The sequence below is a fragment of the Micromonospora fulviviridis genome, from assembly GCF_014648395.1.
Classification (GTDB): domain Bacteria; phylum Actinomycetota; class Actinomycetes; order Mycobacteriales; family Micromonosporaceae; genus Micromonospora; species Micromonospora fulviviridis.
Window position 1 is genome coordinate 516,062 of record NZ_BMRA01000004.1, and the last position, 23,026, is coordinate 539,087.

Sequence of the window (23,026 nt, forward strand, 5' to 3'; positions counted from 1 at the left end):
CTGCGGCGACCGTCGAGCCCGCCCCGTCACGCGCCGCCCAGGATCAGGTCGGCCGCCCGCCAGGCCAACGCGGTCACCGGCGCGCTGGTCCAGCCCGACACCATCACCGGCAGCACCGAGGCGTCGACCACCCGCAGCCCGGTCACCCCGCGCACCCGAAGCTGGGGGTCGACGACGTGCTCGTCGTCCGGGCCCATGGCGCAGGTGCCGATGGCGTGGTAGCCGCAGTAGCCGTGCGTCCGGGCGGCCTCGACGATCTCCTCGTCCGTCTGGACGGCCGCCCCCGGCAGGGTCTCCGCCGCGATCCGCTTGGCGACCGGCCCGGTGGCGAAGAGCTCCCGCATGCGGCGGAACGTGTCCACCGCGACCCGCCGGTCGTGCGCGGTGGCGAAGTAGTTCGCCACGATCGCGGGTGGCGTGCGGGGGTCCGGGGCGGTGATGGCGAGGCTGCCCTCGCTGTCGGGGCGGGTCACCGTGCCCAGGCAGATCAGGCCCGGCTCCCGCTCCAGCTCCAGGGCACGGCCGGGGCGAGCCGGCGCCGCCGAGAAGGGCGCCATCAGCAGGTGGGCGTCCGGGCGGTCCAGCTCCGGACGCGACTTCACGTGGGCCGCGACGTCCATCACCGGCAGGGCGAGCGGGCCCCCGCGGGTGAGCAGGTAGCGCAGGGCGGCGCGGGCCTGGCCCGGCGGGCTGCCCAGCCGGGCGTTGTAGCCGCCCGGCCCGGTGAGCCGGTACTGCACGGGGATCGGCCGGTGCTCCCGCAGGCCCGCCCCCACCCGGGGCCGGTCGAGCAGCACCGGGACGCCGGCGGCGCGCAGGGTGTCGGCCGGCCCGATGCCGGAGACCTGGAGCAGCTGCGGGGTGGCCAGCGCACCCGCGGCGAGGATCACCTCGGCGGCCGCCCGGTGCTCGACCTCCCGGCCCCGGTGCGCGGCCCGTACGCCGACCGCCCGGCCGCCCTCGACCAGCACGCGCAGCACGACCGTGTCGACCGCGACGGTCAGGTTCGGCCGGTGGCGTACCGGATGCAGGAACGCGTCGGCGGCGGTGACCCGGCGTCCCGCGTGGATGGTGGCCGTGGCGTAGCCGATCCGCTCGCCGTCGCCGGCGTCGAGGTCGTCGACCCGGCGCCAGCCCAGCTCCGTCCCGGTCTCCAGCATCTCCTCGCAGAGCGGGTCGGTGCCGGTGGCGACGGACAGGCGCACCGGGCCGCCGCCGCCGCGCGACGGGTGCCCCTCCAGGCGCTCGAAGATCGGCCGCACGGTCGACCAGCCCCAGCCGAGGTGCGCCAGCGCGTCCCAGTCCGCGGCCGCGCCGCGGCTCCAGATCATGCCGTTGATCGAGGTCGAGCCGCCGACCATCCGGCCGCGCTGCCAGGTCTCGTGCCGCCCCGGCGCGACGGTCGCCGGATAGTGCCAGGCGGTGCGCGGGTCGTCCATCAGCCGGGAGAACGCCTTCGGCACGCGGACGTACGGGCTGCGGTCCCAGCCGCCGGCCTCGATGAGCAGCACCCGGATGCCCGGGTCCTCGGTGAGCCGGTTGGCCAGGACGCACCCGGCGGCTCCGGCACCGACGACGACGTAGTCGAAACCGTCCACTCCGGACCCCCGCTCGTCCCGGGCGTGAGAATCCCTCTGACGGTAGCGGTTCGATCACGCTACGGAAAGGGCCCGGTGGCGGGGCCGGCTCAGGCGGCCTTGGCGAGCGCCTCGAACTCGTCGTCGGTGAGCCGCACCTCGGCCGCGGCGACGTTCTCCTCCAGGTGCGCCACGGAGGACGTACCCGGGATGGGGAGCATGACCGGCGACCGGCGCAACAGCCAGGCGAGGGCGAGCTGCGCGGGCGTCGCGCCGTGCTCGGTGGAGATCGCGTCCAGCGGGCCGCCCGGCCGGGCCAGGTTGCCGGTGGCGATCGGGAACCAGGGGATGAACGCCAGGTCGTTGCGCTCGCAGTGGTCCAGCACGTCCTCGGCGCTGCGGTCGGCCAGGTTGTAGAGGTTCTGCACCGAGACGATCGGGGTGATCCGCCGGGCCGCCTCGATCTGCTCGACGGTCACCTCGGAGAGCCCGATGTGCCGCACCTTCCCCTCCTGCTTGAGCAGGGCCAGCTCGCCGAGCTGGTCCTCCAGCGGCACCTTCTCGTCGATCCGGTGCAGCTGGTAGAGCGGGATGCAGTCCAGGCCCAGGTGTCGCAGGCTCAGCTCGCACTGCTGGCGCAGGTACTCGGGGCGGCCCACCGGCCGCCAGTCGCCCGGGCCGGAGCGGGTCAGCCCGGCCTTGGTCGCGATGATCAGGTCGTCGGCGTACGGGTGCAGCGCCTCCTTGATCAGCAGCTCGCTGACGAAGGGGCCGTAGGAGTCCGCGGTGTCGATGAAGGTCACGCCCAGCTCGTACGCCCGGCGCAGCACCCGCACCGCCTCGGCCGGGTCCTTCGGATCGCCCCAGACCCCGGGACCGGTGAGCTGCATGGCCCCGTAGCCGAGCCGGTCGACCTGGAGTTCCCCGCCGATCCGGTAGGTGCCCGAGGCCTTCGCGGGCCGGGTGCTGGTCGTCATGGCGGTCCTCCTGTGCGTCGTCTGCCGGCGGCGGTCACCGCCCGCAACCGGAGGTCTTTCCCGGAAATCGCCGTCGCCAACGTCCCGGGCGTGTGTTCCCGCCCGCACCGTGACGGCGGCTCCGGCCCTCCCACCAGGGACGAACGGCCCAGCGGGTCGGCAACCCGGCCGGCCGGGCGGGCAGTTGCGGCGAGCGGCCCCGGCGGCGCCGACCGCCGTGCGACGCTGGGCGGGACGGTGGTCTGGAGGTGCGCATGGCCGCGATGCCACGGCTCGACTTCGCGCTCGACACGTACGAGTGCATCGTGTTCTACCCGGGACCGTCGGGCCGGGCGCTGCCGGAGGAGACCGTGCAACGGCTCCAGGCCGAGCACATCCAGCACATGCACGCGCTGCAACGGCGGGGCATCGTCCTGGTCGACGGCTCGGTGGACGGCCCGGCCCGCGAGCCGGACCCGCCGATCGGGTTCGGCCTGGCCCGCACCGGTTCGGTCGACGACGTGCGCAGCGTGATGGAGGCCGACCCGGCCGTGCAGGCCGGGCTCTACCGTGTCGAGGTGCTCACCTTCCTCTGCCCGGCCGGCTCGCTGGAGTTCCCCCTCGTCAAGGCGCAGAGCTGACTGTCGTCCGGGCGACCGCGCGGTGCTACGGTCCCGCGCAAGCGAGGACCCCGGCGCGTCCGGCGCCGCCGGCCCGGGGCCGACGAGGAGTCGCCATGACCGCCGACCCCGACCTGCCGCGCGCCGCGATCCCCACCTGCTCGCCGAGATCATCGCGGTCTGGGCGCCCGGCGACGACCCGGCGCCGCACCGGGCGTGGGCCGAGCGGACCTCCGCCGCGCTCGCCCCGCACGCGCTGCCCGGCGGCTACCCGAACCTGCTGGCCCCCGAGGAGACCGACCGGGTCCGCCTCGCGTACGGCCCCAACTGGGACCGGCTGCGCCGGGCCAAGCGCCGCTACGACCCGCGGGGGACGTTCTCCGCGGTGCCGACCCTGCCCCCGGCCACGCCGCCCGCGCCCCGGGTCCCGGCGGCGGACGCCGGCGCCCGGGTGGCGCCGGTCGATCTCCGGGAGCGCTCCGCCGAGGGATGAACGCGAGCGGTACGATTTCCGCCGCGCGGTCGCCGATGCCCGCCACACACGACGTCCCCGGTGCGGTGTCACACCGCCCGCCGGCGCGGGTATCGCGCGTCGTTGGACAACTGTTCCGCAGTCCGAAAGGGGTCGGCCGGCAGGTCGACCCGGAGGAGAGACTAGCCTGATGGGCGTGACACGCCGCGCGAAGATCGTCTGCACACTCGGCCCCGCCACCTCGTCCCCCGAGCGCATCCGGGGCCTGGTCGAGGCCGGCATGAACGTGGCGAGGCTGAACTTCAGCCACGGCAGTCACGAGGACCACGAAGCGGTCTACCGGCTGGTCCGGGAGGCGGCCGACGCGGCCGGGCAGCCGGTCGCCGTGCTCGCCGACCTCCAGGGTCCCAAGATCCGCCTCGGCCGCTTCGCCGAGGGCCCGCACGAGTGGCGCACCGGCGACTCGGTCGTCATCACCGGCGACGACATCGTCGGCACCAAGGAGCGGGTCTCCTGCACCTACCGCAAGCTGCCGCAGGAGGTGAAGCCGGGCGACCGGCTGCTGATCGACGACGGCCGGGTCGCGGTCGAGGTCAGCGACGTCACCGGCAACGACATCCGCGTCCTGGTCACCGAGGGCGGCCCGGTCTCCAACAACAAGGGCGTCTCGCTGCCGAACGTGGCGGTCAGCGTTCCGGCCCTGTCGGACAAGGACGCCGACGACCTGCGCTTCGCCCTCGGCCTGGGCGTCGACCTGATCGCGCTCTCGTTCGTCCGCTCGCCCGAGGACATCAAGCTCGTCCACTCGATCATGGCCGAGGAAGGCGTCACCCGCCCGGTGCTGGCCAAGGTCGAGAAGCCCGAGGCGGTCGACCACCTCGAGGCGATCGTGCTGGCCTTCGACGGGGTCATGGTGGCCCGCGGCGACCTCGGCGTCGAACTGCCGCTGGACCAGGTGCCGCTGGTGCAGAAGCGCGCCGTGCAGCTCTGCCGGGAGAACGCCAAGCCGGTCATCGTGGCCACCCAGATGCTCGACTCCATGATCGAGAACTCGCGCCCCACCCGCGCCGAGGCCTCCGACGTGGCCAACGCGGTGCTCGACGGCGCGGACGCGGTGATGCTCTCCGGCGAGACCAGCGTCGGCAAGTACCCGGTGCTCACGGTCAGCACCATGGCGAAGATCATCACCACCACCGAGGCCGGCTCGATCGGCGTGCCGCGGCTGCAGCACGACCCGCGTACCCACGGTGGCGCGCTCACCGTGGCCGCCTCCTCGATCGCCCGGGCCATCGGCGCCAAGGCCATGGTCGCCTTCTCGCAGACCGGCGACACCGTCAAGCGGCTGGCCCGGCTGCACTGCGACCTGCCGCTGCTGGCCTTCACCCCGGTGCCCGAGGTGCGCAACCAGCTCGCCCTCTCCTGGGGCGTGGAGACCTTCCTCATGCCGTTCGTCGAGCACACCGACGACATGTTCCGCCAGGTCGACCAGGCGCTGCTGGGCCTCAACCGGGCCAACCCCGGCGACTACGTGGTGATCGTGGCGGGCAGCCCGCCCGGCACCCCCGGCTCCACCAACACCCTGCGCGTGCACCAGCTCGGTTCGCTGGTGGACGCGGCCTCGGCCCGGGCTCTTCAGTGAGCGCGAGGAGAGAGCCGGTTCTGCGAGCCCCGCAGTCGCGAACGGAGACAGCGCAGTGAGCGGGAGTCCGGTGGCGACCGGGCAGGCCGCGGTCGACCAGCTCCTGGAGGTGCTCGACCTCGACTACACCGGCGAGATGACCTTCCGCGGGATGAGCCCGCCGGTGGGTCCGCAGCGGGTGTACGGCGGCCAGGTCGCCGGCCAGGCCCTGGTCGCCGCCGGGCGCACCGTCGACCCGGAGCGTTTCGTGCACTCCCTGCACGGCTACTTCGTCCGGCCCGGCGACCCCGCCGAGCCGATCGAGTACCAGGTGGAGAACGTCCGGGACGGCCGCTCGTTCTCGGTGCGCCGCTCCGTGGCGCTCCAGCACGACAAGCCGATCTTCTTCATGTCGGCCTCGTTCCAGCGGCAGGAGGAGGGGCTGGACCACCACGCGCCGGTCCCGCCCGACGTGCCCGCCCCGGACCAGGTGCCGACCATGACCGACCGGCTCTCCCGCTACCCGGAACGGCTCGGCATCTGGGGCCAGATCCCGCGCCCGATCGACGTCCGCTACGTCGGCGAGCCCGGCTGGGTACGCCCCGGCGACCGTCCCGCCGAGCCGCACCAGCGGGTCTGGATGCGCCTCGACGGCAAGCTCCCCGACGACCCGCTGCTGCACGCCTGCGCCCTCACGTACGCCTCGGACCTGACGCTGCTCGACTCGGTGCTGTCGGTGCACGGCGAGGTGTGGGGGCCCGGGGGAGTGGTGGGCGCGAGCCTCGACCACGCGCTCTGGTTCCACCGGTCGTTCCGCGCCGACGAGTGGTTCCTCTACGACTGCTGGAGCCCGTCCGCGTCCGGCGCCCGGGGCCTGGCCACCGGCCGGATGTTCACCACCGACGGCCGGCACATCGCCAGCGCCGTGCAGGAGGGGCTGCTGCGCCGGGTCGGCGCCTGACCGGGCAACCGTGACCGTTCGGCCGAGGGTCGGGAGCCCGGGCGGCTGACCAGGGGTCTAACCTTGCCGGCATGCGCCTCTCCGCCCGGGTCGACTACGCCCTCCGCGCGGCCGCCGAACTGGCCTCGGTCGCCGACGGCGCGACAGCCGGGCGGAGCCGGCCGGTGACCGCCGAGCAGATCGCCCGCGCCCAGGACATCCCGCCGAAGTTCCTGGAGAGCATCCTGCTCCAGCTGCGCCGGGGCGGCATCGTGCACGCCCAGCGCGGTCCCGAAGGTGGCTACTGGCTGGCCCGGCCCGCGTCGGAGATCTCCCTGGCCGAGGTGATCCGCGTGATCGACGGCCCGCTGGCGCACGTGCGCGGCCAGCGCCCGGAGCAGCTCGGCTACCAGGGCGCGGCCCGCGCCCTGCAGGACGTGTGGATCGCGTTGCGGGCCAGCGAGCGGGAGATCCTCGAACTGGTCACCATCGCCGACGTGGCCGGCGGCAGCCTGCCGGGCCGGGTCAACGAGCTGGCCGCCGACCCCCGCGCCTGGAGCTGACCACGCCATCCTCCGCCCGCCGGCGTCGCCCCGGCGGCTGACCCGCGCGCCCGCCGGGCCGTCCGGCGCGTCCCATCAACCGGATGGAGGACTTGACCGGAGCGTCTCCGTGCCGCATTGTCGACCAAGTCGATAGGAGATACCGAAAAGTCAGGGGACGCTCGTGCGCAAGCTGCTGGTCCTCGCCCTCGTCGGGCTCGCCGCGCAACTGGTCGACGGCGCGCTCGGCATGGCGTACGGGCTGACCTCCTCGACCCTGCTGCTCTTCGCCGGGGTGGCGCCGGCCGCCGCCTCCGCCTCGGTGCACCTGGCCGAGATCGGCACCACCCTCGCGGCCGGCATCTCGCACTGGCGCTTCGGCAACGTCGACTGGCGGGTGGTCAGCCGGATCGCGCTGCCCGGCGCGGTCGGCGCGTTCGCCGGCGCCACCTTCCTCAGCTCCATCTCCACCGAGTCCGCCGCGCCCTGGATGGCCGCCATCCTGTTCAGCCTCGGCACCTACCTGCTGGTCCGGTTCTCCCGGCCGCTGCGCGCCAACCGGGCCGCCGGCCGGCTGCGCAGCCGCTTCCTCGCGCCGCTCGGCCTGTTCGCCGGCTTCGTCGACGCGACCGGCGGGGGCGGCTGGGGCCCGGTCGCCACCCCGGCGCTGCTGGTCTCCGGCCGGATGGAGCCGCGCAAGGTGATCGGCTCAGTGGACACCTCCGAGTTCCTGGTGGCCGGCGCGGCCAGCATCGGCTTCCTGATCGGCCTCGGCTCCGAGGGCTTCCTGCTGCCCACCGTGGCCGCGTTGCTGATCGGCGGCCTGATCGCCGCGCCGATCGCCGCCTGGCTGGTCCGCATCGTCCCCGCCCAGCTGCTCGGCGCCGTCATCGGCGGCGTGATCGTGCTGACCAACACCCGCACCCTGCTGCGCGCCGGCGAGCTGGGCGGCCCGGTCCCGGCCCTGGCCTACTCGGTGCTGGGCGCCGCCTGGCTGGTCGCCCTGGTGCTGGCGGCGCGGGCGCTGCGCCGCACCCGCCGGGCCCGCGCCGTCGCCGAGGCCGCCCTCACCGAGCAGTCCGCCACCCCGGCCCCCGCCCCGGAAGAGCCGCGCCAACTCGCCACCGCCGTCGAAGCCTGACCCCCCGCCCTGCCCGACCCGCGATCTTGCGGGCGGGGCGCGGTTGTGCGGCGGGAAAGCGTTGTCCTACCCTGACGGGGCGCGGAGTCGAATTACCGACGTCGATTGACGGCGTCCCCCCGTCACGTCAGCGCGGCGTACCCTTCGCCGGCTCGGGCAGGCCGGCGCGTCCGTCGCGTGCCTGACCTCCGCGAAAGGCATCCTCGTGCACCCCTTCATCCCGCGTCGCCGGACCGCGCTGCTCGCCGCGGCCTCGGCGGCCACCCTCCTCGCCGGCGCGCTCACCACGGTGACCGCCGCCGCGGCGGCCACCGGCTGCCGGGTCGACTACCGGATGGTGAACGGCTGGACGCTCACCTGGAGCTACGCCGCCGGGCAGCAGGTCACCCAGGCCTGGAACGCCACCGTCAGCCAGTCCGGTGCCCAGGTCACCGCCCGCGACGCCGGCTGGAACGCCGCCATCGGCACCGGCGGCACCGCCACCTTCGGCTTCAACGGCTCCTGGAACGCCAGCAACCCGGCCCCGACCAGCTTCGCGCTCAACGGCGCCACCTGCACGGGCGCGAGCACCCCCACCAGCGCGCCGCCGCCCACCTCGGCGAGCCCGACCCCGACGCCGACGACCACCACCCCGCCCGCCGGCGCGAAGCAGATGGAGAAGCTCGACCGGGGCCTGGTCAGCGTCCGCTCGGGCAGCGGGAACCTGGTCTCCTGGCGGCTGCTCGGCACCGAGACCTCCGGGGTGTCGTTCAACCTCTACCGCGGCGGCACCCGGGTCAACGGCACCCCGATCACCGGCGCCACCAGCTATCTCGACAGCGGCGCGGCCGCCGGGACGGCGTACACGGTGCGGGCCGTGGTGAACGACGCCGAGCAGGCCGCCTCCGCCCCGGCGCTCCAGTTCCCGAACGGCTACCTGGACGTGCCGATCCAGGCCCCGCCCGGCGGCACCACCCCGACCGGGGAGGCGTACACCTACTCGGCGAACGACGCCAGCGTCGGTGACCTCGACGGCGACGGCCGCTACGAGTTCGTGCTCAAGTGGGACCCGTCCGACAGCAAGGACAACTCCCAGTCCGGCTACACCGGCAACGTCTACCTCGACGCCTACACCCTCACCGGCGCCCGGTTATGGCGCGTCGACCTGGGCCGCAACATCCGCGCCGGCGCCCACTACACGCAGTTCCAGGTGTACGACTACGACGGCGACGGTGACGCCGAGGTGGCCGCGAAGACCGCCGACGGCACCCGCTCCGGCACCGGCCAGGTGATCGGCTCGTCGTCGGCCGACCACCGCAACTCCAGCGGCTACGTGCTCGCCGGACCCGAGTACCTCACCATGTTCGACGGCCGCACCGGCGCCGCCCTGTCGACCGTCGACTACGACCCGCCGCGCGGCACCGTCTCCTCGTGGGGCGACTCCTACGGCAACCGGGTCGACCGCTTCCTCGCCGCCACCGCCTACCTCGACGGCCAGCGCCCCTCGCTGGTGATGGCCCGCGGCTACTACACCCGCGCCGTCATCGCCGCCTGGGACTTCCGCGACGGCACCCTCCGCAGGCGGTGGACCTTCGACTCGAACGCCAGCGGCAACGGCGCCGCCGCCGGCCAGGGCAACCACAACCTCGCGGTGGCCGACGTGGACGGCGACGGCCGCCAGGAGATCGTGTACGGCGCGGCCACCATCGACGACAACGGCCGGCTGCTCTGGTCCACCGGCAACGGCCACGGCGACGCCCTGCACGTCGGCGACCTCGACCCGGCCCGCGCCGGCCTGGAGGTCTTCAAGGTCGACGAGGACGGCAGCAAGCCCAGTTCCTGGATGGCCGACGCGCGCACCGGCCAGGTGCTCTGGCAGACCGCGCCGAACGGCGACAACGGCCGCGGCGTCTCCGACGACGTCTGGGCCGGCAGCCCGGGCGCCGAGTCCTGGTCCTCCGCCGTCGACGGCCTGCTCAACACCCGGGGCCAGAACGTCGGCCGCAAGCCGTCCTCGGCGAACTTCCTCGCCTGGTGGGACGGCGACCCGGTGCGCGAACTGCTCGACGGCACCCGGATCGACAAGTACGGCACCGGCGGCGACACCCGGCTGCTCACCGGCAGCGGCGTCGCGTCGAACAACGGCACCAAGTCCACCCCGGCGCTCTCCGGCGACATCCTCGGCGACTGGCGGGAGGAGGTGGTCTGGCGGACCGCCGACAGCACGGCGCTGCGCGTCTACAGCACGCCCACCCCGACCGGCCTGCGCCTGCCGACGCTCATGCACGACCCGCAGTACCGGGTCGCCGTCGCCTGGCAGAACACCGCCTACAACCAGCCGCCGCACCCGGGCTTCCACCTGGGCGACGGCATGAGCACCCCGCCCGCGCCGAACATCTACCTGCGCTGAACGGGAAGGCACCGGGTCGCCGGCCGCGGAATCCGCTCCGCCGGCGACCCGGTGCACCACACCGCGGCATTCCCGACCCGTCCCGACCGGGAATGCCGTACCACCACCGGCACCAAAGTTAGGCGGCTCGCGCGACGGTGGGGTGACGTGGCTATGAAGAGCGTGTTTCAGCCCTTCCGGCGCAGGCCACCGGCCACCTTCTCGGCGATCAGCTCGAACGAGCGGACCCGGTCGGCCACGTCGTAGACCATCGTGGTCAGCATCAGCTCGTCGGCGCCGGTGCGCTCGAGCAGCGCGCCGAGCTGCCGGGCCACCGTCTCCGGCGAACCGGTCGCCTGGCCCTCCCGGCGCTGCGCCACGAACTCCCGCTCGAACTCCGAGTACGGGTAGGCCGCCGCCTCCTCCGGGCTGACCAGCGGTTCCGGCCGTCCCGACCGCAGCTTCAGGAAGGACAACCCGGCCGGGCCGGCCAGCCACTCGGCCCGCTCGTCGGTCTCCGCGCACACCGCGTTGACCGCCACCATCGCGTACGGCTGCTCCAGCCACTGCGACGGCCGGAAGCTCTGCCGGTAGAGCTGGAGCGCGGGAATGGTGTTCTGCGCGCTGAAGTGGTGCGCGAACGAGAACGGCAGCCCTAGCATCCCGGCCAGCTGGGCGCTGAAGCCGCTCGACCCGAGCAGCCACACCGCCGGCGACTGCCCCCTGCCCGGCGTGGCGGTGATCGGGCCCGGCTCCGCGCCGCTGAAGTAGTTCATGAGGTCGGCCAGCTCGCGGGGGAAGTGCTCCGCCGAGAGCCCCTCCATGGTCCGGCGCAGCGCCAGCGCGGTCACCTGGTCGGTGCCCGGCGCGCGGCCGATGCCCAGGTCGATCCGGCCCGGGTGCAGCGCCTCCAGGGTGCCGAACTGCTCCGCCACGACGAGCGGGGCGTGGTTGGGCAGCATCACCCCGCCGGAGCCCAGCCGGATCGTCGAGGTGTGCGCCGCCAGGTGCGCCAGCAGCACCGCCGGCGCGGAACTGGCGATCGCCGGCATGTTGTGGTGCTCGGCCACCCAGAACCGGCGGTAGCCCAGCTCCTCGGTGCGGCGGGCAAGCTCGGTGGTGTGCCGCAGCGCCTCGCCGGCGCTGCCGGCGGCGGCCACTGGAGCAAGATCAAGAACAGACAAGGGTACGTCGATCACACCCCTCCTCAACCGGCCGCGTGCCGGATTTGTTCCGGACCCTGGGTCAGCGGGCAGTCGGCTTGCCCCGGCAGACTCTCACCCGACCGGCACGCATGCGTCGGCCCGGCGACGAAGGGTCCGGTTCGCCCACCATCCCTTGTGGACGAAATTCTGGTGATTCCCTTTGTGGCAGCGGGATACAGTCCTGGTCGCCGTCCGACTCCACCCGAGGAGCCCAGTTGCCGCTGGACATCGACCACATCTATGTGCCGATCAAGTTCGACCTCGGCGGGGTCATCGACGACGTCTGGCAGGCGATGCCGGTCCTCCAGGAGTTCGGTGAGGTCTCCGTCGATGCCGTCGACGACCGGGACGCGCGCTCCTACAACATCTCCTACCTGGCGACGCACCCACCGACCGTGACGATCCGGCTGCCCGACTCCGAGGTACGCCTGCGCGACGTCACCTGGCAGGCCCGCACCGACCTCGTCGTGTACTCGGCGCTGGGCCTGGTCTCGGTCGACCTGCGACTGGCCCGACCGTCGCGGCCGCTGACCGACGACGACCTGCGGCGCTTCTACGACGACCAGGTGGCCGCCAACAACGTGGACTACTTCGCCTACCTCGACGACATCGGCGTGCTCTCGGCGAACCTCGCCTCCTACCGGCGGTCCGCGCAGGCCAACAGCGGCACGCACGCCGGTTGGCTGGCCGCCCCGTTCGTGACCCGACTGCGCCAGGCGCTGCTCGACTGCCCGGCGTTCCGGCCGCGGGAACGCTGCTACCCGTTCCAGAACATGCGACAGTTCTTCGTACTGCGGCAGGCCGCCGGCGAGACCGCCGACCCGCACCTGATCGACGCGCTGCTCGGGCTGACCGCGCGGATCCCCCGGTCCACCGACGGGGACGCCACGCCCTCCTGGCCGGCGCTGCGCATCGAGGACGTGATCGTGCGCTCCAGCGGCTGGTCGACCGTGGCGGTCCTCGACGGGCAGGCGACGCGCGACGCGCTCGGCATCGTGCAGGAGATGTACGGACAGATCCACGCGCAGTGGTTCTTCTGCCAGCTCTGGATCGGTGTCGACCCGGCCGACCACGAGGACGAACGGCTGATCACCAGCCCGGCCGAGGCCACCGATCACCGGGTCGCGCAGCTGGCGCGGGTGCAGATCGAACTGGCGCACGGGCTGGCCGAGATCGGCAACGTGGACCTGATGTTCCGCGATCCGGCGCGGGTGGCGGTCGCCCGCTTCCTCATCCAGGCGCTGCGCGTCGAGGGCCACGCCGAGGCGGCCCAGCGCCGGCTGGAGCAGCTCAGAGCCATCCTCGAACAGGTCTCGAACCTGCGCACCTCGTACTTCCAGCGGCGCCTGCAACTGCTGTTCGCCATCACCGCCGTCGCCGGGGTCGTCGGACTGTATCCGGCCTCGCACGACCTCGACACCACCTGGCGCGCGTGGACCGTGATCCTGTTCTTCTCGCTGTCGCTGACGTGCTGGCTCGCGATCCGGTCGATGAGCCGGTCCGAGGCGGATTCCCGGCGCGGGCGCGGCGGGTGGCGACGCCGCACCGGCGGCGCTGGTCGCCGCACGATACGCATGATCGGGCTGCGCGAGTGACCGTCGGTCGCGACCAGCGGTTCACCTAGCCCATGCCGCGCGCCTGCTCGAAGATCAGACTCGTCTGGGTGTGCTGTACCGCCGGATCCACCGCCAGATGGTCCAGCACGAAGTCCCGCAGCGCGTCCCCCGACGCCGCCCGCACGTGCAGCACGTAGTCCTCCGCGCCCGCCACGTGGAACACCGACACCACCCCCGGCAGCCGCACCGACCGCGCCCGGAACGCGTCCACCGCCGCCCGCTCGTGCGCCGCCAGCCGCACCGACACCAGCGCCTGCAACGGCAGCCCCACGGCAGCCGGGTCCACCTCGGCGTGGAACCCGCGGATCGCCCCGCACTCGCGCAGGGCCCGGGTGCGCGTCAGGCACGTCGACGGGGCCACCCCCACCCGCTCGGCCAGCGCGTTGTTCGGCAACCGGCCGTCCGCCGCCAGCTCCGCCAGGATCGCGCGGTCCACGTCGTCGAGCGCCGCGAAGGGCCGTACATCATTCGGTGCGACAGGCATGTGAACATCCTTCCCCGAACTTCCCTCACTCGGAAGGTCTCACCGCAGAATCTTCTTCGCTTCCCTTGCCCGACGACACGCTCATGTTCGACGCTTCCGGCATGACCGCCGTGGACACCGCAGCCGTGCACGCCGGACGCGAGGACCTCGCGGGTCTCGGCGTCCACGTACCGCCCATCGACTTCTCCACCACCAACCCGCTGCCCTCCGTGGCCGGCGGCGGCGACGCGTACGAGACCCTCGCCACCGGCGGCACCCTCCCGGCCGGCGGCAGCGCCGTCTACCAGCGGCTCTGGAACCCCACGGTGGCCCGCTTCGAGACCGCCCTCGCCCAGCTCGAAGGCACCGCCGAAGCCGTCGCCTTCGCCAGCGGCATGGCCGCCCTCACCGCCACCCTGCTCGCCGCCACCCGCGACGGCAAGCGGCACGTCGTCGCCGTCCGCCCCCTCTACGGCGGCACCGACCACGTGCTCGCCACCGGCCTGCTCGGCACCGAGGTCACCTGGGCCCGGCCCGACGAGGTCGCCGCCGCGATCCGCACCGACACCGCCCTGGTGATCGTCGAGACCCCGGCCAACCCCACCCTCGACCTGGTCGACATCGCCGCCCTCGCCACCGCCGCCGGCGACGTGCCGCTGCTCGTCGACAACACGGTCGCCACCCCGGTGCTCCAGCGACCCGCCCGGCACGGCGCCGCCCTCGTGCTGCACAGCGCCACCAAGAGCATCGGCGGCCACGGCGACGTCCTCGCCGGCGTCGTCGCCTGCGCCCCCGAGTGGGCCGCCCGGCTGCGCCAGGTCCGCGCCGTCACCGGCGCCGTCCTGCACCCGCTCGGCGCCTACCTCCTGCACCGCGGCCTCCAGACCCTGCCGCTGCGGGTCCGCGCCCAGCAGGCCGGCGCCGAGAAACTCGCCGCCTGGCTCTCCGACCACCCCGCCATCGCCCGGGTGCACCACCCCAGCGTCGGCGACCCGGCCGGGCTCGTCGGCCGGCAGATGTCCGGCCCCGGCAGCCTGCTCGCCTTCGAGGTACGCGGCGGCGCCCCCGCCGCGGCCGCCGTCGCCGGCGCCTGCCGGCTGATCACCCACGCCGTGTCGCTCGGCGGCGTCGACACGCTGATCCAGCACCCGGCCTCGCTCACCCACCGGCCGGTCGAGGGCGACGCCAAGCCGTGCGGCGGGCTGCTGCGCCTGTCGGTCGGGCTGGAGGACCCGGAGGACCTGCGCGCCGACCTGGCGCAGGCGCTCGCGGTGCTCTGAGGAGGGGTCAGGACTTCGGGCCGACGTGGCGGTCCAGCGCCGCCACGGCGTTCCGCCGCGCCACCGACAGCGAGTTGTGCCGGTTCATCCGCCAGGCGATGCCCAGCAGGTCGAGGGCCCACTGGCAGAGCCCCATGATGTCGGCGGACTCGTTGGTGAACATGTAGCGGGGATAGACGTACTGCTTGCCGCTCACCACGACCCGGTTGGCGAACCGGCAACCGTCGGAGTGGAACAGGCCGCGGATGAAGTCACCGGGGTGGGCCTCGATGATGGTCCGCTGCCAGTCGGCCAGGACGGTCGGGCGCTCGTGCTTCTTGCCCGGCCCGTGCTGCGGGAGCAGGCAGGGCCAGTGCTTGCCGTAGCTCTGCACCACGACGCAACCCTGGTGCCGCACGCGCTGCACGGCGCCGGCGAGGACGTTCCTCATCGCCTTCTCGCATGCGGTGATCAGGCCGGGCCAGGCGTCGGCGCAGGAGACCCGGAGCACCGGCACCCGCGCGGTGGTGACCAGGTGCCCGTCGCCGAGGTAGAGGCCGAGCAGGTAGGCGTACTGTTCGGGATCTGTCGGATTGTCGACGTCGGACCGGCAGCGGAAGCAGCGCAACTCGGTGCCCTGTTGCTTCGGCTCCGGTCGGACCTTGCACCACTGTCGAACGGTCGGATAGGAGACCCCGACGGCGCGGGCCGCCTCCGCGACGGTCGCGCCGGCCAGGTAGAGCCGTCGAGCTCGGGCGCGTATCTCAGGTGGATGCACAGCCCCATCTTCGAACACCCGTACGACACTTTCGGTGTCCCCGGTGGGACTCGAACCCACACTGTCGGAGGTTTGAGCTCCGCTTCTCTGCCGATTGGAATACGGGGACAGGCTCGCCCGACGCTCTCGCGTCGTGCCATAGGTTACCCACTACGCTAAGGGCGACGACACCCGGCACGGCGGTGTCGGGCTTGAACCGGTGGGAGTGGCTCGTGGCCGAGATGCAGACGGATGCCGAGCGCAAGCGCGTTCTGATCGCCGAGGACGAGGCGCTCATCCGGCTGGACCTGGCCGAGATGCTGGTGGAAGAGGGCTACGAGGTGGTCGGCGAGGCCGGTGACGGCGAGACCGCCGTCAAGCTCGCCGAGGAACTGAAGCCCGACCTGGTCATCCTCGACATCAAGATGCCGATCATGGACGGGCTGGCCGCCGCCGAGCGGATCGCCGGCGCCCGGATCGCCCCGGTGATCATCCTGACCGCGTTCAGCCAGCGCGACCTGGTGGAGCGGGCCCGCGCGGCCGGCGCGATGGCCTACCTCGTCAAGCCGTTCCAGAAGAGCGACCTGGTGCCGGCCGTGGAGATCGCGCTGTCCCGCTACTCGGAGATCGCCGCGCTGGAGGCGGAGGTCGCGGGCCTCACCGACCGGCTGGAGATCCGCAAGACCGTCGAGCGGGCCAAGGGCGCGCTCATGACGACGTACGGGATGACCGAGCCGCAGGCGTTCAAGTGGATCCAGCGGACCGCCATGGACCACCGGATGACCATGAAGGAGGTCGCCGAGCGGATCCTCGCCGAGACCGCCGGCGGCGAGGTGGCACAGCCCGCCTCCTGATCCCCGCCCGACCGCCCGGCGCCGCCTCGTCGGGCCGCCCCGGCGCGTCCCGCTGATCCGACGAGCCGGAGCGGAACGCCGCCCCGGGGGCGGGCCACAAAACCAGGGGCGGGCCCAACCCGGAGCGGGCCCCAAAATCCAGGGCGGGCCCCAGGACATCGCGCGGCTCGCCGGGTTCCCGGCGTCGGGCCCGGTCGATACGATCGCCGCCATGCGGCGTCCGCTGGCGGTGCTCGGCCTGCTCGTGGTGCTGCTCGCTGCCTGCCGTTCGTCCGGCCGGGCCGAGCCCGCGCCGACGCCCGAGCCGCTGCGGCCGGCCTGGCAGCCGGTCGCCCTCCCGATGCCGCCCGGTCTGTCCGGCCGGTTGGCGCTGCATGACGTGGCTTCCTGCGCCGGCCGCTGGTTCGTGGTGGGCGCGGTGGTGGACGCCGCGGGGGTGACGCATCCGGCGGCCTGGTCGAGCGCCGACGCGGCCACCTGGACTGCGCTGCGACCGGTGCCGCGCAGCCCGTACGGCGTGGAGAACGTGTTGACCGCGGCGGGCTGCCGCGACGGCCGGCTGGGCGCGGTGGGCGGCAAGAGCGGCGGGGTGCACGGCAATCCGCGGATCAGCACCTGGCGGCAGGTGGCGGACGGTTCGCTGGTCGAGGTGCCGGCCGAGTTCGAGGTGTTCGGTGGCGCGGACGCGGTGAACGTGGGCCGGATCGCGGGCGGGCCGCGTGGCTGGCTGCTCTCCGGCAACCGGGCCACCGGCGCGGCGGCCTGGGTGTCCCCGGACGGGTCGGAGTTCCGGTTGGTGAGCGCGGTGCCGGGGCTGGGCACGGACGCGACCGGCCGGCCCTGGGTGGCGGACGGCGCGGCGACGGCGTCGGGATGGCTCATGGTGGGCTCGGTGCTGGCGTCGGGGCGTACCGGATCTCGGGCCGTGGTGTGGACCTCGGCGGACGGGTCGGCCTGGCGGCGCGCGGTGCTGCCGGGCGGTGGCGCGGACGAGGACCTCCAGCGGGTGGTGCGGGCGGGGGACCGGATGGTGGCGGTCGGCCGGCGCGGCGACGGCCTGGGCGCCTGGCTGGGGGAGGGCGACGCGTGGCGGCCGGGTGGGGGCCTGGGCGGCGCGGGCACGGACCGGCCGGGCCGGGTGTGGGGGCTGGCCGCGCGGGGCGACGGCGTGTGGGCGGTGGCGGCCGGGTCGGCGGAGCGCGCGGGTTGGTTCTCCGCGGACGGTGCGCGGTGGTCGCCGGTGGCGCTGCCGGTGGCGGTGCCGGTGGGTAGTGAGCGGACGGTGGCCGTGACCGCAGCGGGTGAGGTGGCCCTGCTGCTGGTGGACGACGGCGCGCGGGCGCGGGTGTGGGCGGCGCGGGGGCCGTGGGGGCCCGCGTGAGCCTCCCACCAGCGTGTTTCCGGTCGGTGTCGGATGTCCGATTTTCCCAACACGCGGGCCCGTGTGTTACAGCACTTCTGTGAATCCGGCCACTCAACGTAACGGTTAGGTCAACCCCGCTTCCCAGGTCTACCTTCTCCCCCCGCTGGTGGGATAACGTCCCGGCCCAGACCGGGATCGCGGTCGGTCCGGCCAGCCCCTCGCAAGGTCCAATTCGCGGTGGGTGGTTTCCGGGCCATCGGACGGAGGAGGGTACGAGCCGTGAGGCAGAAGCTCGCACGGGTGCTGGGTGGCGTGGCCATCGGCGCGCTCGTTTTCAGTGGCGCGGCCTGCAAGGCTGACAGTGGTAGTGATGCGGGTGGCAGCAAGGCCGCCTGCGACCTGAAGATCGGCTTCTTCGGCCCGCTGACCGGTGACGCCGCGGGTCTCGGTATCCACATGCGCAACGGCACCAAGCTGGCCATCGACCAGTACAACAAGGACAACGCGGACTGCAAGGTCCAGCTCTCCGAGTACGACTCGCAGGGCGACCCGGCCAAGGCCCCGGCCCTGGCCCAGCAGGCGGTCGGCGACAGCAAGGTCGTCGGCATCATCGGCCCGGCGTTCTCCGGTGAGTCCGAGGTGGCGGACCCGATCTTCGACGAGGCCGGCCTGCCGATCATCACCCCGTCGGCGACCCGCCCGAGCCTCAGCACCAAGAACTGGAAGATCTTCCACCGGGGCGTCGGCAACGACACCTCGCAGGGCCCGGCCGCCGGCCGGTACATCAAGAACGTCCTGAAGGCCGACAAGGTCTACGTGGTGGACGACCAGTCGGCGTACGGCGCCGGCCTGGTGGACGAGGTGAAGAAGGTCATCGGCGCCACTGCCGGCGAGGACAAGATCCAGGTCAAGCAGACCAACTTCTCCGCCGTGGTCACCAAGATCAAGAGCAGCGGTGCGAACGTCCTCTTCTTCGGTGGCTACTACACCGAGGCCGGCCTGCTGCTCAAGCAGCTCAAGGGCGCGGGCTGGACCGGCACGATGGTCGCCGGTGACGGTGTCAACGACGCCAACTTCATCAAGGTCGCCGGCCAGCAGGTCGCCGAGGGCACGATCCTCACCTGCCCGTGCGCCCCGGCCACCAAGGCCAAGGGCAGCTTCGTGACCGACTACAAGGCGTCCTTCGACAACGCCGAGCCGGGCACCTACGCCGACGTGTCGTACGACATCACGAAGATCATGCTGGAGGGCATCAAGGCCGGCAAGGCTTCGCGTGCCGACCTGCTGAGCTTCATCAACTCCTACAACGGCACCGGCGGCGCCACCGGCGTCACCTACAAGTTCGAGTCCAACGGCGAACTTGACCCGGCCCAGGTGCTGGTCTGGGCGTTCAAGGTGAACGCGGGCCAGGTCGTCCCCGACATCGAGATCCCCAAGGCCTGACCGGTTCGTCCGGTCCCGGCAAGGGACACCAGGCGTGCGGCCGGGAGTGAATCTCTCCCGGCCGCACCGCTTGGCCGCACAGTTGGAGCCCCCACTTGAACTTCGATGAGCTCTTCGGGAACTTCCCGGCGCTGACCATCACCGGCCTGGAGCAGGGCGCGATCTACGCGCTCATCGCCCTCGGCTACACCCTGGTGTACGGCGTTCTGCGTCTGATCAACTTTGCTCACTCCGAGGTCTTCATGGTCGGTACCTTCACCGCCCTGTGGACCTGGCAGGCCCTCGGCTACGACCAGAACTCGGCCGCCCCGGCCCTCGGCCCGCTGATCCTGGCGATCGTCGCCGGTCTCGTGGTCGCGATGGCCGCCTCGGCCGTCACCGCGGTCACGGTCGAACTGGTCGCCTACCGGCCGCTGCGCCGCCGCAACGCGCCGCCGCTGGCCTTCCTCATCACCGCGATCGGCGCGTCGTTCGTGCTCGCCGAGTCGTTCGGCATCAGCACCAGCCGGGCCCCGTTCGGCATGCCGGACCTGATCCCGCAGAAGACGGTCTTCACCCTCTTCGGTGCCGCGGTGACCAACGTCCAGCTGCTCATCCTCGGCGTCACGCTGATCATGATGATCGCGCTGGACCAGTTCGTGAACCGCAGCCGCATGGGCCGCGGCATCCGGGCCGTCGCCCAGGACGCGGACACCGCCGCCCTGATGGGCGTCAACAAGAACCGGGTCATCCTGCTGGTCTTCGTGCTCGGCGGCCTGATGGCCGGCGTGGGCGCGCTGCTGTGGGACCTGCGGTTCGGCTACACCAAGTTCAACGTCGGCTTCCTGATCGGGCTCAAGGCCTTCTCGGCCGCGGTGCTCGGCGGTATCGGCAACCTGCGCGGCGCGCTGCTGGGCGGCCTGCTGCTCGGCGTGGTGGAGAACTACGCGGCCGGCCTGTTCGGCGGCGACTGGAAGGACTTCACCGGCTTCGTGCTGCTGATCGTGCTGCTGATGTTCCGGCCGACCGGTCTGCTCGGCGAATCTCTCGGGAGGGCGCGCGCATGACCGCCACCGTCGAAAAGAAGCGGACCGCGGGCTTCAAGAGCCGCTGGGCGGCCATGCCCAAGCAGGTGCGCTGGGCGGCGATCGCCGCGCTGATCGTGCTGCTCTACATCCTGCCCAACAAGTGGTTCTACGAGTACCTCGGCTTCCCCATCGGCAGCGACTACTTCGCCTTCTACACCACCCGCTCGGACTTTGCCGGGGTGCTCTTCGACACCGCGGTGTTCGTCCTGCTGGCCGTCGGGCTCAACGTGGTGGTCGGCTTCGCCGGCCTGCTCGACCTGGGCTACTTCGGCTTCTACGCGCTCGGCGCGTACACGGTCGCGCTGCTGACCTCGCCGGAGAGCCGGTTCGGCACGAACTGGCCGTGGCTGGCGGCGGTGCCGCTGGCGGTGATGGTGGCGATGGTCTCCGGCGTGATCCTCGGTGGCCCGACGCTGCGCCTGCGCGGTGACTACCTGGCCATCGTGACCCTCGGCTTCGCCGAGATGATCCGCCTGTACGCGGCCCGCAACGAGGGCATCCTCCAGGGCCAGCGGGGCATCCCGGCGATCCCGCACCCGCCGGGTTCCGGCACGGACGGCAAGCCGCTGTTCGGGGTGGTGGACGCCCGGCCGTACTACTGGCTGATGCTGACGCTGATCCTCATCGTGCTGCTGCTGATCCGGAACCTGGCCAACAGCCGGGTCGGCCGGGCCTGGGTGGCGATCCGCGAGGACGAGGACGCCGCCGAGATCATGGGCGTGCCGACGTTCAAGTACAAGCTGTGGGCGTTCGCCATCGGCGCGGCCGTGGCCGGCCTGACCGGCGCGGTCTTCGCCGGCAAGCAGACGTTCATCAACTCCGACCAGTTCGTGCTGGAGAGCTCCATCCTGGTGCTGGCCGCGGTGATCCTCGGCGGCGCCGGCAACATCAAGGGCGCCATCGTCGGCGGCGCGGTCACCTGGTACCTGCCGGAGTGGCTGCGCGGCGTCGGCGACCTCATCGGGGTGGAGTTCGACGCCGCCGAGTACCGGATCCTGGTGTTCGGTCTGGTGGTCATCGTCATGATGATCTTCCGGCCGCAGGGTCTCGTGCCCAACCGGCGGCGGGCGGCGGAGTTCGCCGACCGGCGCAAGGAAGCGGTTCCCCAGGAGACGGTGCCCAATGAGTGAGCCGCAGATGCACAGCGAGCGCGACGAGACCAGCGAGCGGGACATCGCCGACGACGGTCGCAGCACGGTCGGCACCCCGCCGGAGAAGGGCGCGGACACGCCGGTCGAGCCCACGCCGGGCGAGACCGCCCCGGCCGGGCGGGAGCCGCTGCTGGAGGTCGACCACGTCACCCTCCGCTTCGGCGGTGTGGTCGCCCTCGACGACGTCGCCTTCACCCTGTACAAGGGTGAGATCCTCGGCCTGATCGGCCCGAACGGCGCCGGCAAGACGACCTGCTTCAACGCGATGACCGGCGTCTACCGGCCCACCGAGGGCGAGATCCGGTTCGCCGGGCAGCGGATCAACGGCCGGCGCCGGAGCTGGATCACCAAGGCGGGCATCGCCCGGACCTTCCAGAACATCCGGCTCTTCCCGGAGATGACCGCGCTGGAGAACGTGATGGTGGGCGCGGACGCCCACCACAAGACCAGCGTGATCGCCGCGATGCTTCGGCTGCCGCGGCACTGGCGGGAGGAGCGGCAGGGCCGCGAGAAGGCGTACGAGCTGCTGCGCTTCGTCGGCATCGAACGCCGCGCCGGGGACCTGGCCCGCAACCTCTCGTACGGCGAGCAGCGCCGGCTGGAGATCGCCCGGGCCCTCGCCACCGATCCGACCCTGCTCTGCCTGGACGAGCCGGCCGCCGGCTTCACCCCGGCGGAGAAGGAGGAACTGCTCGGCCTGATCCGGAAGATCCGCGACAATGGCACGACGGTGCTGCTGATCGAGCACGACATGCGACTCGTCATGGGCGTGACCGACCGGATCGTGGTGCTGGAGTTCGGCAAGAAGATCGCCGAGGGCCTGCCGGCCGAGGTCCGCGAGGACCCGAAGGTGATCGCCGCGTACCTGGGGGTGCCGACCGATGCTGCTTGAGATCAACGACCTGACCCTGCTGTACGGGCGGATCCAGGCGCTGCACGGGATCAGCCTGCACGTCGACGAGGGTGAGGTGGTGGCCCTGATCGGCGCGAACGGCGCCGGCAAGACCACCACCATGCGGGCGATCTCCGGGCTGCGCCCGGTGGCCTCCGGCTCGATCGTCTTCGACGGGACCGACGTCACCCGGATGCGGGCCGACCTCCGGGTGGTCCGGGGCATCGGGCAGGCGCCCGAGGGCCGGGGCGTGTTCCCCGGGATGACCGTCGTGGAGAACCTGGAGATGGGCGCCTACACCCGCAAGGACCGGTCGGGCGTCGCCGAGGACATGAAGATGGTCATGGACCTCTTCCCCCGGCTGCACGAGCGGCGCAAGCAGGCCGGTGGCACGCTCTCCGGCGGCGAGCAGCAGATGCTGGCGGTGGGCCGGGCCCTGATGGCCCGCCCCAAGCTGCTGCTGCTCGACGAGCCCTCGATGGGGCTCGCACCGATGCTGATCCAGCAGATCTTCGAGATCATCACCCGGATCAACGAGCAGGGCACCACCATCCTGCTGGTGGAGCAGAACGCCCAGCAGGCGCTCTCCCGGGCCCACCGGGGCTACGTGCTGGAGACCGGCCGGATCGTCAAGGAGGGCACCGGCCGGGACCTGCTGCACGACCCGGCGGTCAAGGAGGCGTACCTCGGCGTCGCCTGAGTCGTACCCGCCGGCGGGCGGC

The 23,026-nt window shown here is 72.7% G+C and carries 21 protein-coding genes and 1 tRNA gene; 16 read left to right on the plus strand and 6 right to left on the minus strand.

The genetic code is table 11. The annotated features are described in order from the left end of the window. Nucleotides 1-26 precede the first annotated feature (26 nt). Nucleotides 27-1,598 (minus strand): GMC family oxidoreductase, encoded by a 1,572-nt coding sequence (locus tag IEY96_RS13800; RefSeq protein ID WP_189195195.1) that lies wholly within the window; start codon nt 1,596-1,598, stop codon nt 27-29. 89 nt (nt 1,599-1,687) lie between these two features. Then, complete coding sequence (locus tag IEY96_RS13805) at nt 1,688-2,554, minus strand: aldo/keto reductase (protein WP_189195196.1); 867 nt, start codon at nt 2,552-2,554, stop codon at nt 1,688-1,690. A 254-nt stretch (nt 2,555-2,808) separates the two neighbouring features. Between IEY96_RS13805 and IEY96_RS13810 the strand changes: the two genes are divergently transcribed. From IEY96_RS13810 to IEY96_RS13840, 7 genes are all read left to right on the plus strand, one after another. Next, nucleotides 2,809-3,174, plus strand: coding sequence for a YciI family protein (locus tag IEY96_RS13810; RefSeq protein WP_189195197.1), 366 nt, complete (start codon nt 2,809-2,811; stop codon nt 3,172-3,174). 22 nt (nt 3,175-3,196) lie between these two features. Further along, nucleotides 3,197-3,646 (plus strand): BBE domain-containing protein, encoded by a 450-nt coding sequence (locus tag IEY96_RS13815; protein WP_189195198.1) that lies wholly within the window; start codon nt 3,197-3,199, stop codon nt 3,644-3,646. A 169-nt stretch (nt 3,647-3,815) separates the two neighbouring features. Then, complete coding sequence (pyk, locus tag IEY96_RS13820) at nt 3,816-5,264, plus strand: pyruvate kinase (RefSeq protein ID WP_189195199.1); 1,449 nt, start codon at nt 3,816-3,818, stop codon at nt 5,262-5,264. 55 nt (nt 5,265-5,319) lie between these two features. Continuing rightward, nucleotides 5,320-6,204 carry an acyl-CoA thioesterase gene (locus IEY96_RS13825; protein ID WP_189195200.1) on the plus strand — a complete coding sequence of 295 codons (885 nt, stop codon included), beginning with the start codon at nt 5,320-5,322 and terminating at the stop codon, nt 6,202-6,204. A 71-nt stretch (nt 6,205-6,275) separates the two neighbouring features. After that, nucleotides 6,276-6,746: an RrF2 family transcriptional regulator gene (locus IEY96_RS13830; RefSeq protein ID WP_091320579.1), complete on the plus strand. Its 471-nt coding sequence runs from the start codon at nt 6,276-6,278 to the stop codon at nt 6,744-6,746. 163 nt (nt 6,747-6,909) lie between these two features. Continuing rightward, entirely contained in the window at nt 6,910-7,866 is a 957-nt protein-coding gene (locus IEY96_RS13835) for a sulfite exporter TauE/SafE family protein (RefSeq protein ID WP_189195201.1), read from the plus strand. 205 nt (nt 7,867-8,071) lie between these two features. After that, nucleotides 8,072-10,255 (plus strand): rhamnogalacturonan lyase family protein, encoded by a 2,184-nt coding sequence (locus IEY96_RS13840; RefSeq protein WP_189195202.1) that lies wholly within the window; start codon nt 8,072-8,074, stop codon nt 10,253-10,255. A 167-nt stretch (nt 10,256-10,422) separates the two neighbouring features. Here IEY96_RS13840 and IEY96_RS13845 read toward each other — a convergent pair whose 3' ends face one another. Then, the gene (locus tag IEY96_RS13845) at nt 10,423-11,433 is read right to left on the minus strand and encodes an LLM class flavin-dependent oxidoreductase (RefSeq protein WP_189195203.1); all 1,011 of its coding nucleotides are present in this window, start codon (nt 11,431-11,433) and stop codon (nt 10,423-10,425) included. Between the two features lie 221 nt (nt 11,434-11,654). On the opposite strand from IEY96_RS13845, the gene IEY96_RS13850 reads away from it, so the two are divergent. Then, nucleotides 11,655-13,034, plus strand: coding sequence for a hypothetical protein (locus IEY96_RS13850; RefSeq protein WP_189195204.1), 1,380 nt, complete (start codon nt 11,655-11,657; stop codon nt 13,032-13,034). A gap of 25 nt (nt 13,035-13,059) precedes the next feature. Here IEY96_RS13850 and IEY96_RS13855 read toward each other — a convergent pair whose 3' ends face one another. After that, nucleotides 13,060-13,539, minus strand: coding sequence for an Lrp/AsnC family transcriptional regulator (locus IEY96_RS13855; protein WP_189195205.1), 480 nt, complete (start codon nt 13,537-13,539; stop codon nt 13,060-13,062). A gap of 83 nt (nt 13,540-13,622) precedes the next feature. Here IEY96_RS13855 and IEY96_RS13860 point away from each other — a divergent pair, with 83 nt between their 5' ends. Continuing rightward, complete coding sequence (locus IEY96_RS13860) at nt 13,623-14,798, plus strand: trans-sulfuration enzyme family protein (protein WP_189195206.1); 1,176 nt, start codon at nt 13,623-13,625, stop codon at nt 14,796-14,798. Nucleotides 14,799-14,805: 7 nt separating this feature from the next. On the opposite strand, the gene IEY96_RS13865 is transcribed toward IEY96_RS13860, so the two are convergent. Next, nucleotides 14,806-15,555, minus strand: a complete 750-nt coding sequence (locus IEY96_RS13865) for a helix-turn-helix domain-containing protein (RefSeq protein ID WP_189195207.1) — start codon at nt 15,553-15,555, stop codon at nt 14,806-14,808. A gap of 35 nt (nt 15,556-15,590) precedes the next feature. Next, nucleotides 15,591-15,664: transfer RNA gene (locus IEY96_RS13870), tRNA-Leu, on the minus strand. A gap of 103 nt (nt 15,665-15,767) precedes the next feature. Between IEY96_RS13870 and IEY96_RS13875 the strand changes: the two genes are divergently transcribed. The 7 genes from IEY96_RS13875 to IEY96_RS13905 all read left to right on the plus strand — a co-directional run bounded on the left by IEY96_RS13875 (nt 15,768) and on the right by IEY96_RS13905 (nt 23,004). Further along, a complete protein-coding gene (locus IEY96_RS13875) occupies nt 15,768-16,388 on the plus strand; it encodes an ANTAR domain-containing response regulator (RefSeq protein WP_091320605.1) in 621 nt (206 codons plus the stop codon). 211 nt (nt 16,389-16,599) lie between these two features. Further along, nucleotides 16,600-17,769 carry a hypothetical protein gene (locus IEY96_RS13880; RefSeq protein WP_189195208.1) on the plus strand — a complete coding sequence of 390 codons (1,170 nt, stop codon included), beginning with the start codon at nt 16,600-16,602 and terminating at the stop codon, nt 17,767-17,769. Nucleotides 17,770-18,030: 261 nt separating this feature from the next. Continuing rightward, nucleotides 18,031-19,194, plus strand: a complete 1,164-nt coding sequence (locus IEY96_RS13885) for a branched-chain amino acid ABC transporter substrate-binding protein (protein WP_189195209.1) — start codon at nt 18,031-18,033, stop codon at nt 19,192-19,194. A gap of 95 nt (nt 19,195-19,289) precedes the next feature. After that, entirely contained in the window at nt 19,290-20,240 is a 951-nt protein-coding gene (locus tag IEY96_RS13890) for a branched-chain amino acid ABC transporter permease (RefSeq protein WP_189195210.1), read from the plus strand. Continuing rightward, nucleotides 20,237-21,391, plus strand: a complete 1,155-nt coding sequence (locus IEY96_RS13895) for a branched-chain amino acid ABC transporter permease (protein WP_189195211.1) — start codon at nt 20,237-20,239, stop codon at nt 21,389-21,391. The genes IEY96_RS13890 and IEY96_RS13895 overlap by 4 nt, the downstream gene beginning before the upstream one ends. Then, nucleotides 21,384-22,304, plus strand: a complete 921-nt coding sequence (locus IEY96_RS13900; protein ID WP_189195212.1) for an ABC transporter ATP-binding protein — start codon at nt 21,384-21,386, stop codon at nt 22,302-22,304. The genes IEY96_RS13895 and IEY96_RS13900 overlap by 8 nt, the downstream gene beginning before the upstream one ends. Then, nucleotides 22,294-23,004 (plus strand): ABC transporter ATP-binding protein, encoded by a 711-nt coding sequence (locus tag IEY96_RS13905; protein WP_091267814.1) that lies wholly within the window; start codon nt 22,294-22,296, stop codon nt 23,002-23,004. The genes IEY96_RS13900 and IEY96_RS13905 overlap by 11 nt, the downstream gene beginning before the upstream one ends. The last annotated feature ends 22 nt before the right edge of the window (nt 23,005-23,026 follow it).